At 65.8% G+C, this 16818-nt stretch carries 21 protein-coding genes and 1 pseudogene; 17 read left to right on the plus strand and 5 right to left on the minus strand.

Annotated elements, in window-relative coordinates:
* Positions 1-27 precede the first annotated feature (27 nt).
* The 13 genes from D580_RS0105240 (at position 28) to D580_RS0105300 (ending at position 9374) form a co-directional block, all read left to right on the plus strand.
* Positions 28-249 carry a YlcI/YnfO family protein gene (locus D580_RS0105240; protein WP_018953378.1) on the plus strand — a complete coding sequence of 74 codons (222 nt, stop codon included), beginning with the start codon at positions 28-30 and terminating at the stop codon, positions 247-249.
* The gene (locus tag D580_RS0105245) at positions 227-484 is read left to right on the plus strand and encodes a type II toxin-antitoxin system RelE family toxin (RefSeq protein ID WP_018953379.1); all 258 of its coding nucleotides are present in this window, start codon (positions 227-229) and stop codon (positions 482-484) included. The genes D580_RS0105240 and D580_RS0105245 overlap by 23 nt, the downstream gene beginning before the upstream one ends.
* A gap of 356 nt (positions 485-840) precedes the next feature.
* A complete protein-coding gene (locus D580_RS0105250) occupies positions 841-1176 on the plus strand; it encodes a thioredoxin family protein (RefSeq protein ID WP_018953380.1) in 336 nt (111 codons plus the stop codon).
* On the plus strand, positions 1173-1742 hold the full coding sequence (ampD, locus tag D580_RS0105255; protein ID WP_018953381.1) for a 1,6-anhydro-N-acetylmuramyl-L-alanine amidase AmpD: 570 nt from the start codon (positions 1173-1175) through the stop codon (positions 1740-1742). The genes D580_RS0105250 and ampD overlap by 4 nt, the downstream gene beginning before the upstream one ends.
* 192 nt (positions 1743-1934) lie before the next feature.
* Complete coding sequence (gene ccoN / locus D580_RS0105260) at positions 1935-3353, plus strand: cytochrome-c oxidase, cbb3-type subunit I (protein ID WP_018953382.1); 1419 nt, start codon at positions 1935-1937, stop codon at positions 3351-3353.
* An 18-nt stretch (positions 3354-3371) separates the two neighbouring features.
* On the plus strand, positions 3372-3980 hold the full coding sequence (gene ccoO / locus D580_RS0105265; protein WP_018953383.1) for a cytochrome-c oxidase, cbb3-type subunit II: 609 nt from the start codon (positions 3372-3374) through the stop codon (positions 3978-3980).
* 4 nt (positions 3981-3984) lie between these two features.
* Positions 3985-4167 carry a CcoQ/FixQ family Cbb3-type cytochrome c oxidase assembly chaperone gene (locus D580_RS15220; protein WP_038043194.1) on the plus strand — a complete coding sequence of 61 codons (183 nt, stop codon included), beginning with the start codon at positions 3985-3987 and terminating at the stop codon, positions 4165-4167.
* The gene (gene ccoP / locus D580_RS0105275; protein ID WP_018953385.1) at positions 4160-5074 is read left to right on the plus strand and encodes a cytochrome-c oxidase, cbb3-type subunit III; all 915 of its coding nucleotides are present in this window, start codon (positions 4160-4162) and stop codon (positions 5072-5074) included. Before D580_RS15220 ends, ccoP begins: the two co-directional genes overlap by 8 nt.
* Before the next feature lie 21 nt (positions 5075-5095).
* Positions 5096-5356 carry a hypothetical protein gene (locus D580_RS0105280; protein ID WP_018953386.1) on the plus strand — a complete coding sequence of 87 codons (261 nt, stop codon included), beginning with the start codon at positions 5096-5098 and terminating at the stop codon, positions 5354-5356.
* A 72-nt stretch (positions 5357-5428) separates the two neighbouring features.
* Complete coding sequence (gene ccoG / locus D580_RS0105285; RefSeq protein ID WP_018953387.1) at positions 5429-6826, plus strand: cytochrome c oxidase accessory protein CcoG; 1398 nt, start codon at positions 5429-5431, stop codon at positions 6824-6826.
* Positions 6827-7051: 225 nt separating this feature from the next.
* Positions 7052-7552 (plus strand): FixH family protein, encoded by a 501-nt coding sequence (locus D580_RS0105290; RefSeq protein WP_018953388.1) that lies wholly within the window; start codon positions 7052-7054, stop codon positions 7550-7552.
* Between the two features lie 202 nt (positions 7553-7754).
* Positions 7755-8645: a regulatory signaling modulator protein AmpE gene (ampE, locus tag D580_RS0105295; protein ID WP_018953389.1), complete on the plus strand. Its 891-nt coding sequence runs from the start codon at positions 7755-7757 to the stop codon at positions 8643-8645.
* A 147-nt stretch (positions 8646-8792) separates the two neighbouring features.
* Positions 8793-9374 (plus strand): histidine phosphatase family protein, encoded by a 582-nt coding sequence (locus tag D580_RS0105300; protein ID WP_018953390.1) that lies wholly within the window; start codon positions 8793-8795, stop codon positions 9372-9374.
* Positions 9375-9452: 78 nt separating this feature from the next.
* Here D580_RS0105300 and D580_RS0105305 read toward each other — a convergent pair whose 3' ends face one another.
* The 3 genes from D580_RS0105305 to D580_RS0105315 all read right to left on the minus strand — a co-directional run bounded on the left by D580_RS0105305 (position 9453) and on the right by D580_RS0105315 (position 10532).
* A complete protein-coding gene (locus tag D580_RS0105305) occupies positions 9453-9647 on the minus strand; it encodes a hypothetical protein (RefSeq protein ID WP_155999731.1) in 195 nt (64 codons plus the stop codon).
* Between the two features lie 79 nt (positions 9648-9726).
* Positions 9727-10149 carry a cytochrome c gene (locus tag D580_RS0105310; protein ID WP_018953392.1) on the minus strand — a complete coding sequence of 141 codons (423 nt, stop codon included), beginning with the start codon at positions 10147-10149 and terminating at the stop codon, positions 9727-9729.
* Entirely contained in the window at positions 10146-10532 is a 387-nt protein-coding gene (locus D580_RS0105315; RefSeq protein ID WP_018953393.1) for a helix-turn-helix domain-containing protein, read from the minus strand. Before D580_RS0105315 ends, D580_RS0105310 begins: the two co-directional genes overlap by 4 nt.
* Positions 10533-10576: 44 nt before the next feature.
* On the opposite strand from D580_RS0105315, the gene D580_RS0105320 reads away from it, so the two are divergent.
* A complete protein-coding gene (locus D580_RS0105320) occupies positions 10577-11005 on the plus strand; it encodes a secondary thiamine-phosphate synthase enzyme YjbQ (RefSeq protein ID WP_018953394.1) in 429 nt (142 codons plus the stop codon).
* A gap of 125 nt (positions 11006-11130) precedes the next feature.
* Here D580_RS0105320 and D580_RS0105325 read toward each other — a convergent pair whose 3' ends face one another.
* Positions 11131-11451, minus strand: a complete 321-nt coding sequence (locus D580_RS0105325) for a DUF2322 family protein (protein ID WP_018953395.1) — start codon at positions 11449-11451, stop codon at positions 11131-11133.
* A gap of 181 nt (positions 11452-11632) precedes the next feature.
* On the opposite strand from D580_RS0105325, the gene D580_RS0105330 reads away from it, so the two are divergent.
* Positions 11633-14881 (plus strand): EAL domain-containing protein, encoded by a 3249-nt coding sequence (locus D580_RS0105330; protein ID WP_018953396.1) that lies wholly within the window; start codon positions 11633-11635, stop codon positions 14879-14881.
* Here D580_RS0105330 and D580_RS0105335 read toward each other — a convergent pair.
* Entirely contained in the window at positions 14865-15425 is a 561-nt protein-coding gene (locus D580_RS0105335; RefSeq protein ID WP_018953397.1) for a hypothetical protein, read from the minus strand. The two genes, D580_RS0105330 and D580_RS0105335, sit on opposite strands and share 17 nt — an antisense overlap.
* A 196-nt stretch (positions 15426-15621) precedes the next feature.
* On the opposite strand from D580_RS0105335, the gene D580_RS0105340 reads away from it, so the two are divergent.
* Together D580_RS0105340 and D580_RS0105345 are read left to right on the plus strand one after the other, a co-directional pair.
* Positions 15622-16389, plus strand: a complete 768-nt coding sequence (locus tag D580_RS0105340; RefSeq protein WP_018953398.1) for an inositol monophosphatase family protein — start codon at positions 15622-15624, stop codon at positions 16387-16389.
* A gap of 234 nt (positions 16390-16623) precedes the next feature.
* Positions 16624-16818, plus strand: a pseudogene (locus D580_RS0105345) (IS1380 family transposase); the annotation flags it as partial.

A 16818-nucleotide genomic window follows, 5' to 3' on the forward strand; every position in this document is an offset into this window, starting at 1 on the left:
GCATCCCATCGACATTCGGGGCTGGCCATGGCTCAGATCACCACACGATTCCCTGACGAACTCCTGGCGTCTCTGGACGCGGCGGCGAAGACCTTGCATCGCAGTCGAACGGATCTGGTCCGTCAGGCGGTGGAGCGCTATCTGGAGGATTTCGAAGACCTGCACGTGGCCGTCGAACGGCTGCAGGACCCGAGCGACCCGATGCTGGACTGGGAAGACGTGCGGCGTGGGCTTCTCGATCAGGATTAAGCAAAGCGCTGCAAAGGCCCTGGCGGGGATCGCCAAGAAAGACCGCCTGCGCCTGGTCAGCGCCATCGATGAGTTGGCGGAGAATCCCTACCGCGGCAGCGCCCTCAAGGGGGACCTGACGGGGTTGCGCCGGATCCGTGTGGGCAACTACCGGGTGGTCTACGAGATCCGGGAAGGGGAGCTGATCGTGCTGGTGGTGCGCATCGCCCATCGACGCGAGGTCTACAGGCGTTGAGGTATGATCCTAGAAACGGCAGTTGACCGCTCGATTTCGTTCGCCAGGTCCCATGGTAACTGACGATCGCGGCTTCGATGACGCTCACCCATCAGGTGAGCCCCGCTACGCACCCGATTGCACGGTTTTCGTGTCGCCTGGCGGCGTTGCGACTCCTCGGAATGGAACGACCATTCCTCGTCGTCGCGCCTTGCCAGACAACACGAAAACCGCACACTCGGGCGCGTTCAACTGCCGTTTATAGGATGATTATGGGTATTGGCGTCGGCAACGGGCTTGCTTCGCACTTCCCAATTCACATTTCCGACTTTGTCTCTCCCTTCCCACTTCCCCATTCACCCTTCACACTTCAAAGCGTGCAAACGCTCGATCAATTCAATTTCCACCACGTCCTCGCCGAGACTCCGGGCACGGCCCTGGTCATCTTCACCGGGCCGGACTGCGGGGCCTGCCGGCGGGTGAAGGCGCTGCTGTCGGACATGGTGGCGGCGGGCGAGCCCTGGAGCCTGTTCGAGGTGGACGCGGCCCGGGACGGGGGGCTGGCCCGGGAGTTCGAGGTGTTTCACCTGCCGAGCCTGTTCCTGTTCCGGGACGGTCGCTACCACGCCCCCCTGCATGCCGAGGCCCTGCCGGAGCGCATCCGCATGGCGGTGGCCGCGACCCTGGCCCGGCCGGCCCAGGAGGCCCCGTGAAGGTGGACCTGCAGAGCGGCTGGCTCCAAGGGGCGGCCCGGGTGCCTTCCCCCAACCACGACGAGCGCCCGGAGGGCGCCCGGCCGGAGCTGGTGGTGGTCCATGCCATCAGCCTGCCGCCGGGGGAGTTCGGCGGGCCGTGGATCGATCACCTGTTCACCAACACCCTGGACCCGGCGGCCCATCCCTATTTCCGGGAAATCTCCGGTCTCGAGGTCTCGGCCCACGTGCTGATCCGCCGGGACGGGCAGGTGGTTCAATATGTGCCCTTTGACCGCCGCGCCTGGCATGCGGGGGCCTCCAGCTGGCAGGGGCGGACCCGCTGCAACGACTTCTCCATCGGCATCGAGCTGGAGGGCTGCGACGACCTGCCCTTCGAGCCGGTGCAATACCAGCGACTCACCGAGCTGATCCTGGCCCTGCGCGAGGCCTATCCCGGCATCGCCCCGGACGCCATCGCCGGCCATGCCGACATCGCCCCCGGCCGCAAGACCGATCCGGGTCCCCACTTTGAGTGGCCGACGCTCTGGGCCGGACTGGGGATAGAGAGATCGGGCCTGGCCTAGAGGTGATCGGAATTCAAGATTCAAGATTCAAAGGGATCACCTCCGCTTTGAATCTTGAATCTTGAATCTTGAATTCGCTCTTATTGATCTGCATCAAGTTTCGAACATCAAGACTGGCTAATAGTGCTCCCTGAAAACATCCGGTGCGCATGCCCACGTGTGCGCGCGATTTTCATAAGAAGGGGGCGCTCCATGGAGCAATCACAGACGTACAACTACAAGGTGGTCAGGCAGTTCGCCATTATGACCATCGTCTGGGGCATCGTCGGCATGGCGGTGGGGGTATGGATCGCGGCGCAGCTGGTCTGGCCGCAACTGAACCTGGAGATCGAGTACCTGACCTTCGGTCGGCTTCGGCCCCTGCACACCAACGCGGTGATCTTCGCCTTCGGTGGTTCGGCGCTGTTCGCCACGTCCTACTACATCGTCCAGCGCACCTGCCAGACCCGGCTGTTCAGTGACGGGCTGGCGGCGTTCACCTTCTGGGGCTGGCAGGCGATCATCGTGCTGGCGGCCATCACCCTGCCCCTGGGCAAGACCATGGGCAAGGAGTACGCGGAGCTGGAATGGCCCATCGCCATCCTGGTGGCCGTGGTCTGGGTGGCCTACGCCATCGTGTTCTTCGGCACCATCATGAAGCGCCGGGTGCAGCACATCTACGTGGCCAACTGGTTCTTCGGCGCGTACATCCTGACCATCGCCGTGCTGCACATCGTCAACAACATGTCCATGCCGGTGACGATGTTCAAGTCCTACTCCATGTACCCGGGCGCCATGGACGCCATGGTGCAGTGGTGGTACGGCCACAACGCGGTGGGCTTTTTCCTCACCGCCGCGTTCCTGGGCATGATGTACTACTTCGTGCCCAAGCAGGCGGGCCGGCCGATCTACTCCTACCGCCTCTCGGTGGTGCACTTCTGGGCGCTGATCTCCCTGTACATGTGGGCGGGTCCGCATCACCTGCACTACACCGCGCTGCCGGACTGGGTGCAGTCGCTCGGCATGGTGTTCTCGCTGATGCTGCTGGCCCCCTCCTGGGGCGGCATGATCAACGGCATCATGACCCTGTCCGGTGCCTGGCATAAGCTGCGCACCGATCCCATCCTGCGCTTCCTCATCGTGTCCCTGTCCTTCTACGGCATGTCCACCTTCGAGGGGCCGATGATGTCCATCAAGACGGTCAACGCGCTGTCCCACTACACCGACTGGACCATCGGGCACGTGCACGGCGGCGCGCTCGGCTGGGTGGCCATGATCTCCATCGGTGCCCTGTATGCGCTCATCCCGGTGCTGTTCGGCCGCGAGCGCATGTACTCGGTGAAGCTCATCGAGTGGCACTTCTGGCTGTCCACCATCGGCGTGGTGCTCTACATCGTGTCCATGTGGATCGCGGGCGTGATGCAGGGCCTCATGTGGCGGGCGGTCAACGACGACGGCACGCTCACCTACAGCTTCGTCGAGACGCTGGTGCCCATGTATCCGTACTACACCGTGCGTTTCCTGGGTGGCCTGCTGTTCCTGCTGGGCATGTTCATCATGGCCTGGAATGTCTGGAAGACCGTGGCCGGGGCCAAGCCCGCCGTGCACGCGGTGCCCCAGGCGGCGCACTGATCAGGGGAGACTGGAACCATGAGTCATGAAATCGTCGAGAAAAACATCGGCCTGATGGCCATCGGCATCCTGCTGGTGATCAGCATCGCGGGCCTGGTGCAGATCGTGCCCCTGTTCTTCCTCAAGAGCACCACCGAGCCGGTGGAGGGGCTGCGTCCCTACACGGCCCTGCAGCTGGAGGGGCGGGACATCTACATCCGCGAGGGCTGCTACACCTGCCACTCCCAGATGATCCGCCCGTTCCGGGCAGAGACCGAACGCTATGGCCACTTCTCCGTGGCCGGCGAGTTCGTCTGGGACCGCCCGTTCCAGTGGGGCTCCAAGCGCACCGGTCCGGATCTGGCCCGGGTGGGCGGACGCTACAGCGATGACTGGCACCGCATTCACCTGATCAATCCGCGCCTGGTGGTGCCCGAGTCCAACATGCCCGCCTATCCGTTCCTGGAACGGCGCGAGATCAACGCCGACATCACGCCGCGCAAGCTGCGTGCCATGCAGCGTCTGGGTGTGCCCTACACCGACGAGCAGATCGCCTCGGCGTCTGACGAGGTGCGTGGCAAGACCGAGATGGATGCGCTGATCGCCTACCTCCAGGTGCTCGGCACCGCCATCCCGCACCGCAGGTGATGCCATGAATATCGGATTGATGCAGGGCCTGCTCACACTGCTGCTCATGGTGCTGTTCATCGGCATCGTGGTCTGGGCCTACAGCGGTCGGCAGAAGAAACGATTCGACGAGGCCTCCATGCTGCCCTTCGCGGAAGACGAGGGCACCCAGGGCAAGCGTCGCACAGGGGAGAAGAACCATGACTGAACATGACATGAGCACGTTCTGGCACTGGTGGGTCATTGTGCTCACGGTGGCCAATATCGTTGGCATCTTCTGGCTCATCCGCTGGACCAGCAAGCGCCGCGCCGGTGAGGTGGCGGAGGGGCAGGAGACCGGCCACGTCTGGGACGGCAACCTGTCCGAGTACAACAACCCGCTGCCCCGCTGGTGGCTGTGGATGTTCTACCTGACCATCGTGTTCTCGGTGATCTACCTGGCGCTCTATCCGGGCCTGGGCCGCTTCGCCGGCTTCCTGGGCTGGTCCTCCGTAGGCCAGTACCAGCAGGAGGCGAGCCGTTTCGAGGAGCGTTTCGGGCCCATCTTCGCCGCCTACGCGGACCGTGATCTGCCGGCCCTGGCCCGGGACGAGGACGCGCTGCGCACCGGTCAGCGGCTGTTCCTCAACTACTGTTCCACCTGCCACGGCTCCGATGCCCGGGGCGCACCGGGCTTCCCCAATCTCACCGATGGGCAGTGGCAGTGGGGCAGTTCGCCCGCCGACATCCACCAGACCATCATGGCGGGACGCCAGGGCGTGATGCCGGCCATGGGCGATGCCCTGGGCGCGGACGGGGTGGAGCAGGTGACCCATTACGTGCTGAGCCTGGCCGGGCGTGAGGACGCCAATGCCGAGCTGGCGGAGTTGGGTGCGCCCCGCTTCGCGGTGATGTGCGCGGTGTGTCACGGTGCCGAGGGGACCGGCAACACCGCCCTGGGCGCGCCGGATCTGACCAACAACATCTGGCTCTACGGCGGCTCCGCCGGTGCCATCGCCCGCACCATCCGCGAGGGACGCCACGGGGTGATGCCCGCCTTCGGCGACTTCCTGGGCGAGGACCGGGTGCACGTGCTGGCGGCCTACGTCTATAGCCTCTCACATCAAGCGCAATAGGTCAGGGGTGTTCGAGCGGCCATGAGCGATGTGCGTGATCCTCTGTACACCTCGCTGGCACAGCGGGTGATCGCCATCCTCTGGCCCTCCTTTTTGACCGCCGGCCTGGCCACGGTGCTGCTGTTCACCTGGATCGATCCCGCCGAGCTGTCCCTGTACGTGCCCGGCGCAGAGGGTGTCACGCGCCTGGGCGCCTACTCGGCGGGTTTCTTCGGCCTCTGGGCCATCACCGCCGTCTCCAGTGCCCTGACCAGTTATTTCGGCCGCCCCGCCGGCCGTTGAATCTCAACCCATGATCGGCCCCGGCGACACTGCCGGGGCCGGCAAAGGTCCACCAGCCCGAATGCCGCGTCCATGAGCAAAGCCGCCACACCCCCGGAAGGCAACGAACAGGAGTTCTACGCCAAGCGCGCCAAGGTCTATCCCCGCGAGGTGCACGGCCTGTTCGCGCGCCTGCGCACGGCGGGCGTGCTCGGCCTGCTGGGCATCTTCTACGGCGCGCCCTGGCTCACCTGGGGTGACCGACAGGCCATCTGGTTCGATCTGCCGGGACGCAAGTTCCACGTGATCGGCTGGACCTTCTGGCCCCAGGACTTCTTCCTGCTGGCCCTGCTGCTGATCATCGCGGCCCTGTCCCTGTTCTTTTTCACCACCCTGGCCGGGCGGCTGTGGTGCGGCTACGCCTGCCCCCAGACGGTATGGACCGAGGCCTTCCTGTGGATCGAGCGGCGCATCGAAGGTGACCGCTCGGCGCAGATGAAGCTGGACAAGGCCCCCTGGGGTGGCCGCAAGCTCGCCATCAAGGGCACCAAGCACGCCATCTGGCTGATATTTGCCCTGTTCACGGGCCTGACCTTCGTGGGCTATTTCACGCCCATCGCCGAACTCATGCCGCGCTTCTTCACTTTCCAGACCGGCGGCTGGGAGACCTTCTGGATCCTGTTCTACGCCTTCGCCACCTGGGGCAATGCGGGTTTCATGCGCGAGCAGGTGTGCATCTACATGTGTCCCTACGCCCGCTTCCAGAGTGCCATGTTCGATAAGGACACCCTGATCATCTCCTACGACGAAAAACGCGGCGAGCCGCGCGGTTCCCGCAAACGCGGCGTCGATCCCAAGGAAAAGGGTCTCGGCGATTGCATCGACTGCACCCTGTGCGTGCAGGTCTGTCCCACGGGCATCGACATCCGCGACGGCCTGCAATACCAGTGCATCGGCTGCGCCGCCTGCGTGGACGTCTGCGATCAGGTGATGGACAAGATGGGCTACCCCAGGGGCCTGGTGCGCTACACCACCGAGAACGCCATGGAGGGTAAGGTCACCAAGGTGCTGCGTCCCCGGGTGGTGCTCTACGCCCTACTCTTGCTGGTGCTCATGGCCGGGCTTTTGTACGGCATCATGAGCCGCAACCCGGTGGGCATCGACGTGATCCGCGACCGCAATGTGCTGTTCCGTGAACTGCCCGACGGCCGGGTGGAGAACGTCTACACCCTCAAGCTGCTCAACAAGTCCGACAGCCTGCGCGAGTACCATGTGGAGATCCGTGGCCTGGAAGGTGCTGAACTGGTGATCGACCGGGTGATGCCCGTCCCCGTGCCGGCCGGCGGGGTGGTGGAACTGCCCGCCCGGGTGCGCCTGGATCCGGTGGTGCTCGACGCCCCCACCGCCGAGCTGGTCTTCATCGCCCGGGTGGCGGGCGAACCGGATGCCGGCAACGAACGTGCCGGACGTTTTGTCGGGCGGATGCGGTGAAGTCGTTGGGTCCGCGAATGAACGCGAATGGACGCAAATGGAACCTCAGAAGCCGGACCGCGAAGGGGGCAAAGGACTTTCTTTTATCAGAAGATCCCTCGCGCCCTTCGCGCATACCTTTGCGCCCTTTGCGTTAGGGCTTTTTGAATCTCATTTGCGCTGATTGGCGTTCATTTGCGGACTCTCCTGATTCTTTAAGATATCCATGACAGAAGGGCATTAACCATGCGCTATGTGAGAGAGGACAACGGTCCCTGGTACCGCCAGCCCTGGCCCTGGTTGCTGATGATCCCGCCGGTGACGGCGGTGTTCGTGGGCATGGCGCTGCTGCGTGCCGCCACTTGGGAGCCCGACGGGCTGGTGGTGGCCGACTATTACCAGGAGGGGCGAGCCATCAACGAGGTGCTGGAGCGTGAACGCTTCGCCGCCCAGCTGGGCCTGGGCGGCGAGCTGGTCCGCGAAGGTGAGTACTTCGTCCTGCGCATGGAAGGCACCCCCCTGCCGCCGGCGCCGCTGACCCTGCGCCTGCTGCATCCCACCCGGGCCAACAAGGACGCGGAGATCCGCCTGACCCATGACGCCGGGCAAGGCACCTGGCAGGGCACGCTGGCCAGCCTGCCCGCCGCCCGCTGGCACGTGCATCTGGAGCCCGAGGACCGCAGCTGGCGTCTGCGCGGGCGCCTGGAGCCGGGTGCCGACCGCGTGACCGTGAGCGCGGGGGGATAAATGGAAGTGCGAAGTGGGAATTGGGAAGTAGGATGTAGGAAGTAGGATGTAGGAAGGGAATAGGGGGTGGGGGTGAGGCTGGTTTCTTTCCCACTTCCCACTTCCCAATTCCCCCTTCGCACTTCAATACCGCCCCTCGGGGTTGCGCCGGCCGGTGGCGTGCCCGAAACTCTGGGCTTAGGCCACGAACCCCGGACCGCCCATGTCACTGATCACCATCCTCATCGCCCTGTTCCTGGAGCGCTTTGCCGGCACCCTGGACGACCTGCGCCAGTTCCGCTGGCTGGACGGTTATGCCAACTGGATCCGTGAGCGCATGGAGTCCCTGGGCATCTCGGACGGCACGGCGGTGTTCGTGGTGACCCTGCTGCCGCCGGTGCTGCTGCTGGCCATCGTGGCCCTCTTGGTGCACGGCGCTGTTCTGGGCCTGCTGGACATCGTGCTGGGGGTGATCATCCTGCTGCTGTGCCTGGGTCCGAAGGATCTCAACGACCAGGTGGAGGCCTATGTGGAGGCTGGCGCCATGAAGGACGAGGAGCGCCAGAAGCGCCACGCCAGGGATTTGCTGGGTCAGCAGGAGGTCCCGGAGGACCTGCGTGAACGCACCCTGTCCATAGTCCAGGCCATGTTCTCCGAGGCCAACAACCGCCTGTTCGCCGTGTTGTTCTGGTTCGCCGTGCTCGGTCCCCTGGGCGCCTTCATCTACCGACTGGGCAGTCTGCTCAAGACCCCCGGCGAGGATCGCCCCGAAGGGGTGATGGCTGCCGCCGCCCGCTTGCAGGCCCTCATGGACTGGATCCCGGCCCGCCTGTTCGCCCTGGGTTACGCCCTGGTGGGCAGCTTCGACACGGCCTTTGCCGTGCTGACGCGGTTCCTGCCCGGCAGCTGGGCAAACATGGCCGAGGAGAATACGCGCCTGCTGAGGGAGGCGGGTGCCGAGTCCCTGCACCTGGATCACGTGCGCGGCGAACACTGGGAAGACCCCAACGAGATCAATGCCCTGGTGGAGCGGGCCAACCACCTGATCATGCGCACCCTGGTGGTGTTCCTGGCGGTGCTGGCGCTGATGACCCTGGCGGGATGGGCAGGATAGGGGCAGTGGCCAGTCTCAAGTGGCAAGTGGCAAGGAAGGTCAGAACCGATCTTTCCCCCTCTCCCTCAGGGAGAGGGTTGGGGTGAGGGTGGTTTCCCTTGCCACTTGAGACTAACCACTAGCCACTGACTTCCCGCCACTGTCTTTATGTTGATTGACCTGCTGCGTCATGGTGAGCCCGAGGGTGGTCAGCGCTACCGGGGGTGCGGCATCGATGATCCCCTGAGCGAGACCGGCTGGGCGCAGATGCGCGCGGCGGTGCAGGCGAACGCTGCGTCCTGGGATCACATCATCACCTCTCCCATGCGCCGTTGCCGTGAATTCGCCGAGGCCCTCTCCCGTGAGCGGGGTATTGCGCTCTCGGTGGAGCCTGAACTACGCGAGGTGGGGTTCGGCAGCTGGGAGGGGCGCAGCCCCGAGGCCATCAAGGCCGAGGCCCTGGACGAGTACCTGGCCTTCTACAGCGACCCGGTGGGTGCGCGGCCCGCGGGCGCCGAACCCCTGGACGCATTTGCCCGACGCGTGAGGCTTGCACTCGCCGCGGCGACCGAGCGCCACGCCCGCGGTCACCTGCTGGTGGTGGCCCATTCCGGCGTGATCCGCGCCGCCATCACCCTGGCCATGGACGTCTCCCCCGCGGCCCTCTACCGACTGCGCATGCCCTATGCGGCGCTCACCCGTCTGCGGGTGGACGAGCGGGGGATGTCGGTGGAGTTTGTGAATCGGTGAACTAAAGTTCGAAGTGTGAATCGGGAAGTGCGAAGTCAATTGAGGGTTTTTCACACTTCACAATTCGCACCTCGTACTTCATCTCAGGGCGCCGTGGCCCAGAGGCTCGCCGCGATCACGGCGGTGTGGATCATGAGCGCCCAGAGGGTCATGCGGATCGAGCTCGAGCCCCCGATGGGAGGCCCAGGCGAGACCCAGCAGGCCGGGCAGCAGCGAGGCCAGCAGGAAGGGCGCGCGGACCGCGCGCAGCCATGGGGTCGGGGAGCGTCCCATGGTGGCAGTGTCGGGCAAGCGCACGACAAAGGCCATCCACCGGGCCGGACACCAGCCGGCCACGGTGGACGGGTGTTGTTCAGCGGATGCGATAGGCCGCGTGACAGGTGACGCAGCTCTGGGTCACCGCGCGCAGGGCGCGGAAGGCGTTGAGCTGATCCCCTTCCTCGGCCGTGCGTGCGAACTGGCTGGCGGCCCGGTGCATGTGGGTGCCCATCTCGCGCATGGGGGCGGGCATCACCTGGGCCATGTGGCTGGCGCCATGACTTTCCAGGGAACTCATGCCCAGGCGGAACTCGGCCACCCTGGCGGCGGCATCGAAGTCTTCCATGTTGAGGGCCGCCAGGATCTCGTCGATGGCCTCCAGGTGATCGCGCATGTTGGCGAGCATGTGTTCCTGCATCATGGGCGGCATCTGCACCATTTCACGGCTGTCCGCGTGTGTCAGGGCGGGGATGGCAAGGCTGAGGCTCAACAGGGCACTGGTCAGGATCGCTTTCATGGGGTCCTCGAATGATGGGCTGGCTCAAACCCGGATCGTAGGCGTCCCGAGCGCCGGTGCCTATGATCCAGATCATAGGCACCGGGGCGCATTCGGCTGTCCGTGAGCCGCAGGCGATGGCCGCTGCGGGTCAGTTCGCCCCGCTCCTCCAGGCGCGCCAGGGTCCGGTACAGGGTTTCCCGGGTGAGCCCCAGCAGATCCGCCCACTGGGTCAGCGTGAAATTCAGTTCCAACTCGCCCGCTGGTGAACCCTCGGTGAGCAGGTAGTACACGGCGCGGGCCGGGTCGCCGTGGCGGAACACGGCATCGCCCTTGGCGTAGTCCCGCGCGCTGCAACGCGCGCGCAGCTGTTCGAGGACCTGGGGGTAAGATGTGGCATCCATCGGCGTCGTCACACAACGGAGAATATCGGGAGGATTGTCGCACCATGTCCCTGATGCAGACCACGCACATGCTGGAGATCGAGACCCGGGGTCCGGGGCTTTACATGTTCACCGACCCGGTGCGCCGGTGGGTGGCGGATGCGGGGATCCGCACCGGGCTGCTGACCCTGCTCATTCAGCACACCTCGGCGAGTCTGGTGATCCAGGAGAACGCCGATCCGGACGTGCGGGGAGACCTGCAGAGGTTTTTCAGCCGCCTGGTGCCGGAGAACGACCCCATCTACCGCCACACCCTGGAAGGTCCCGACGACATGCCCGCCCACGTGCGCAGTGCGCTCACCCAGACCCAGCTTTCCATCCCGGTGATGGACGGCCGCCTGGCGCTCGGCACCTGGCAGGGATTGTACGTGTTCGAGCACCGCCGGGCGCCCCAGGTGCGGCGGGTGGCGGTGCACCTCATAGGAGAAGGATGAAAATCAAGTGAGAAGTGTGAATTGGGAAGTACGAAATGAAGACCTGGCGCATGATCCAGGGCCTTGGACTCGCCCGACCGCCCATGGCTGTTTCGCTGCTCAATTCCCACTTCCCAATTCCCACTTCACACCTTCGGTACGGCCTTCACCGAGTAATACAGATCCTCGTCGATCACCTTGAACAGCCGGTCGATGTTGGGGTGCTTGCCGGGGTGGTCGTGGGCATCCTGCACGTGTTCGGCGAACAGGCCCAGGGCGTCACGGGCGGCGTTGGGGGTGAGCCCGCCGTGGTCCAAGGAGACCTTGTAGTAGACCGCCAGGGAGCCCTGGCTGCCGGGCTTGTTCTCGATGCTGGCCTCGGGCTCGTAGCCGTCGCCATAGAGCTCCAGGCGGGCGATGTGGTCGATGGAGGGGAGCTGTTTAAGGTTGTCCTGGAAGCTGGCCATGGGCTCTCCGAAAGTGGCTGGGGATGATTCCGGTCAATGAATTGTCATTTTTCCGGTGTCTGGCGGGGCGAACTGTTACGATAGCAATCCTTTGTGCATCGCAAAAACCCCTTGCTCGGGACGCTTGACCCGTTCGGCCCTGGCCGCTCGGGGGATGTCCCAAACCCGAAAGTATATCCCCGTGAACCTGCCTTTCGCTTCCCTGCCGAACATTCGCGTCCTGCCCTGGCTGGGCCTGCTCCTGCTGGGCCTCGCCGGCTCGCCGGCCATGGCCGAGGACGGCGCGACCCTGCGCCTGGGGGTGCTGGAGTTTCGCGGTGAGGCGGACGCCCGGTCACGCTGGTCGGCCACGGCCCGCTATCTGGACGAGGCGCTGGCGGATCACCGGGTGGAACTGCGGCCCCTGGATTTCAACCAGCTGGAACAGGTGGTGGCCCGGGGTGATGTGGACCTGGTGCTGACCAACCCGGGCTTCTATGCCCGGCTGGAGTATCTCCACGGTGCTCGCCCCCTGGCTTCTCTGGACACCGGGCTGCGCTCCGGCCAGGGCTGCTGCCGTTTCGGCGCGGTGGTGTTCACCCGGGCGGACCGGGACGACCTGCGGCATCTGCGGGACCTGGAGCGGCAGCGTATCGCGGCGGTGCACGAGCATTCCTTCGGCGGCTACCAGATGCTGCTGCGCGAACTGCACGAGCTGGGCATCTCGCAGCACCGTGCCCTGGCGCGCATGGACTTCCTGGGGGATCACGACGCGGTGGTCCAGGCGGTGCTGAGCGGCCGTTACGACGCGGGCGTGGTGCGCACCGGCATCCTCGAGGCCATGGCCGAGGAGCGGAGGGTGCGTCTGGATGCCTTCCGGGTGGTGGGCGCGCGGGGGGCCTCCGAGGGTCTGTCCCTGCGCCTGAGCACCCGCCTGTATCCGGAGTGGCCCCTGGCGGCCTTGCCCCATGTGCCCGTGTCCCTGGCCAACCAGGTCTCGGTGGCGCTGCTGTCCATGCCCGAGGAACATCCCGCCGCGCGGGCCGCCGGCATCCAGGGCTGGACCGCGCCGCTCAATTATCAGCCGGTGCATGAGCTGCTCTACACCCTGCGCCTGGCGCCCTACGACGCACCCAGGCATCTGGGCCTCTCCGACCTCTGGGCCCAGTACCGCTGGCAGATCTCAGCGGGACTTCTCCTCTTGTTCGGACTTGCACTGGCGCTGTTCCGAGGCCAGCGCCTCAACCGCCGACTCGCTGAGGCCGGGCGCCTGTTGCAGTCCCGGGTGGAGATGCGCACCGAACACCTCAACGTGGCCAACCGCAGCCTGCAACGGGAGGTGGAACAGCGCCGCCAGGCGCAGGCCGAGGTGCTGGCCCAGTCCCGGCGCCAAGCCCAGGTGCTGGAGACCGTGGACGAGGCCATCTTCGGTCTGGATGCGGATTGCCGGGTGGAGTTCGCCAACCCGGCCGCCGAGGCGCTGGCCGGGCGCAGCATCGGTCAGATGCACGGGCATCGCCTGTCCGAAGTGCTGCAGATCCGCGACGGTCAGGGACGCTCGGTCTGGGAGGGCCAAGGGGATTGCCTGGCCGGGGATCCGATGCCCGGGGACATCCGCCGCGCCTATGATCAGACCCTCTATCACCGCGATGGCCGGGTGCTGGTGGTGGACTATGCCTTTCGTCCCATCCTGGACGGCGCTCGGGTGCGCGGCGGCGTGTTCAGCTGTCGGGACATCACCGGTCGCAAGCGCATCGAGGAGAGCCTGCGCCTGCATGCGCGGGTCTTCGACACCGCCACCGAGGGGGTGATGATCGCCGATGCCCGGGCGCGCATCCTGAGCGTCAACCGGGCCTTCGAGCAGGTCACCGGTTACAGCGCCGAGGAGGTGGTGGGCCGCAATCCCAGCCTCCTGTCCTCCGGGCGCCAGGACAAGGCCTTCTACCGGCGCATGTGGGACACGATCAAGCACGAGGGCATCTGGACGGGAGAGATCTGGAACCGGCGCAAGGACGGTGAGATCTATCCCGAGTGGCTGACCATCAGCACCCTCACTGACCCGGACGGCGAGGTGAGCCATTTTGTCGCAGTGTTCTCGGACATCACCGCGCAGAAGCGCTCGGAGCAGGAGATCGATTTCCTCGCCAACCACGATCCGCTCACCGGTCTGGCCAACCGCAACCTGTTCGAGGACAGGCTCGGCCATGCCATCAGCATGGCCGGACGCAACGGCCAGCACGTGGGCCTGCTGCTGCTGGACCTGGACCGTTTCCGGCTGGTCAACGACGGCATGGGGCATGGCCCGGGGGATGCCCTGCTGCGGGAGACCGGCCGCCGCCTCGGGCGCTGCGTGCGCGATTCGGACACCGTGGCCCGCCTGGGCGGCGACGAGTTCGGCATCATCCTGGAGGGGCTGTCGGATGCCGCGGATGCGGGCATGCAGGCGGAGCGCATCCTCGAGGCCATGCGCGCACCGCTGCGCCTGGGCGGCCAGGAACTGTTCTGCACGGCGAGTATCGGCATCGCCGTGTTCCCCGCCGACGGCACGGACGCGGCCACGCTGCTGCGCCATGCGGACACCGCCATGGCCCTGGCCAAGCGCGAGGGGCGCAACAACTTCCAGTTCTACACCCACGCCCTCACCGAGGCGGTGTTCTCCAGGCTCAGCATCGAGACCGGCCTGCGCCATGCCCTGGAGCGGGACGAGCTGCGCCTGCACTACCAGCCGATCCTGGACGTCGCCGGCGGGCGCATCGCTGCCATGGAGTCCCTGATGCGCTGGCAGCATCCCGAGCGCGGCCAGGTCTCCCCCGGGGTGTTCATCCCGGTGGCGGAGCAGAGCGACCTGATCCTTGCCCTGGGGCGCTGGGCCCTGATGAGCGCCTGTGCCCAGGTGCGGGCCTGGGCCGATGCGGGGCTCGAACCGGTGCCGGTGTCGGTGAACATCCCGGCGCGCCATTTCTGTCAGCCGGGCTTCGTGGAGGAGGTCCTGGAGGTGGTGCGCGAGGCGGGGGTGCAGCCGCAGTCCCTGATCATCGAACTGACCGAGAGTGCCCTGATGGAGCCCGTCAGCCTGGCGGAGGAACGCATCAGGCGCCTGCGCGACGCAGGCGTGGTGGTGGCCATCGACGATTTCGGCACGGGCTACTCGTCACTGGGCTACCTGCAGCGCTTCCACGTGAACTACCTGAAGGTGGACCGCTCCTTCGTCAGCGGCCTGCCCGGCGATGAGAATGCACGGGCCATCACCGAGGCGGTGATCGGCGTGAGCCACAGCCTGGGGCTGGAGGTGGTGGCCGAGGGCGTGGAGACCCAGGCCCAGCTGGACTACCTGCGTGCCACCGGCTGTGACAAGGTGCAGGGCTACCTCACCGGCCGGCCGGTGACCGCCGAGGTGGCCGCCACCCTGTTGCCGGGGGCGGGCGAGAAGGTCATCAGTCTCCCAGGCTGACGATCCCGCCCAGCACCTGGCGCATCTCGTCCAGGGTCGGATACGCGGCCTCCCATTCCTCGGCCATGCCGCCGTGACAGGTCAGGCCGCGCACGTCCGGCTGGCGCTCGGCGTGCAGCCGGTAGTGCACCAGCCGGCTCATGGGCGGCGGGCCGCCGGCGTCTTCGCCGGCCATCACCAGCCCCACGGCGGCCACCTGCACCGAGGCCGCGGGGCCGCGCACCACTTCCACGTAACCCTGGCGAGTGCCGGTGACCAGGAACCGGTCCGCCCCGATGCGCCCGCTGCCGTCGCTGACGGTGGAGACCTCGAAGTTGCAGTGGGGGTAGTAGATGTTCACCGCGCTCTTGGGGATGACCCGGCCGTCCTGCATGAACACCCGGGCATGGCCCGAGGGGATGGACAGGTCCTGGTTCAGGGTAATCGTGGTGCCCACCGGGATGCGGGCATGGGGGGACTGCCAGCCGTCCAGGCTGGCGCAGGCGCCCAGGCCCAGGGCGGCGGCGGCAAGGAGCAGGGGAGCGGCAAGATTCAGGGGTTTCATGGCGTTGAAATTCTCCTGGAGGCAGGCGCGGCGGGATCGAGTGTCCGCCCGGATTCCGGCTTCCGCCGGTCGACAAAGACATAGACCCCGGCGCGCTGTGCGGGTTCTGTAGCGGCCGCGGGATGCCGGCCTGATCCGCCCATGATAATCTTCGCCCTCTTTTTCACGCCATCCGACCCGTCAGGAACCCGTATTCATGAGCCCGTTTCTCCAGACCGCCATCGAGGCCGCACAGGCTGCCCAGAAGGTCATCCAGCGCTACTACCGCCAGGAGATCCCGGTGGAACTCAAGGCAGACCAGAGCCCGGTAACCATCGCCGACGTGGAGACGGAGAAGACCATCAAGGGCATCATCACCGGGGCCTTCCCGGCCCACGGCTTCTTCGGCGAGGAGACCGGGCACAGTACCGGCAGCGCCCCCTACACCTGGCTGATCGACCCCATCGACGGCACCAAGAGCTTCGTGCGTCACTACCCGTTCTTCTCCACCCAGATCGCCCTGATGCACACCCGGGAGCTGGTCATGGGGGTCTCCAGCGCGCCGGAGTTCGAGGAGATCGCCTACGCGGAGAAGGGGCTCGGCGCCTACCTGGACGACAAGCCCATCCGGGTCAGCGGGGTGGATGCGTTCAGCGATGCCACCCTGTCACTGGGCAACATCAAGACCCTGGCCGGCAGTGATCGCTGGGAGGCCCTCGGCAGCCTGGTGCGCCAGGTGAACCGCACCCGCGGCTACGGGGATTTCTACCACTACCACCTGCTGGCCTCGGGTCGCATCGACCTGGTGGTGGAGTCCGACGTGAACATCCTGGACATCGCCGCCCTGGCGGTGATCGTGCGCGAGGCCGGCGGCGTGTTCACCGACCTGGACGGCCGCGAACTGACCCTGGAGACCACCAGCGTGCTGGCCGCCGCCACCCCGGCACTGCATGCCAGGGCGCTGGATCTGCTGAAAGGCGCTTGAGCCTGTGCGTTTACCCGACAGTTGCATAAATCCGGCACGGTTTTACAAGAAAACGGCTTATATACGGTACGAACTGCCTGTTGCACGGCTGTTGCTGGACCTCACCAAAAGTGAAGTCCAGAAAACGGCCTAAATCGGTGGGAGAAGATGGCTTGCACGCATAAAAAAACGGTCTCGAAGTTGGTAGAATTGGTGGCACCACACCGTCCAACAAAACCAACGGAGACCGTCTGGATGAAGTGTAGCAGAGCCGCCGTTCATCGCAAGACCCATCGCATTCCCGATATCCGGTTCGAGGACCAGAAATTGACCTCGTTCGCCGGCCTCGTGGTGTTTCAGGCACTGTTCTCCCGCATCGGACTGAAACAGCAACTCAGTGGCTGCTTCCGGCATTTGAAGGTCAGCCCGATCTTCGGTCACGGCCTCGTG

It is taken from the genome of Thioalkalivibrio sulfidiphilus, assembly GCF_000377945.1.
Taxonomy (GTDB): domain Bacteria; phylum Pseudomonadota; class Gammaproteobacteria; order Ectothiorhodospirales; family Ectothiorhodospiraceae; genus Thioalkalivibrio_A; species Thioalkalivibrio_A sulfidiphilus_A.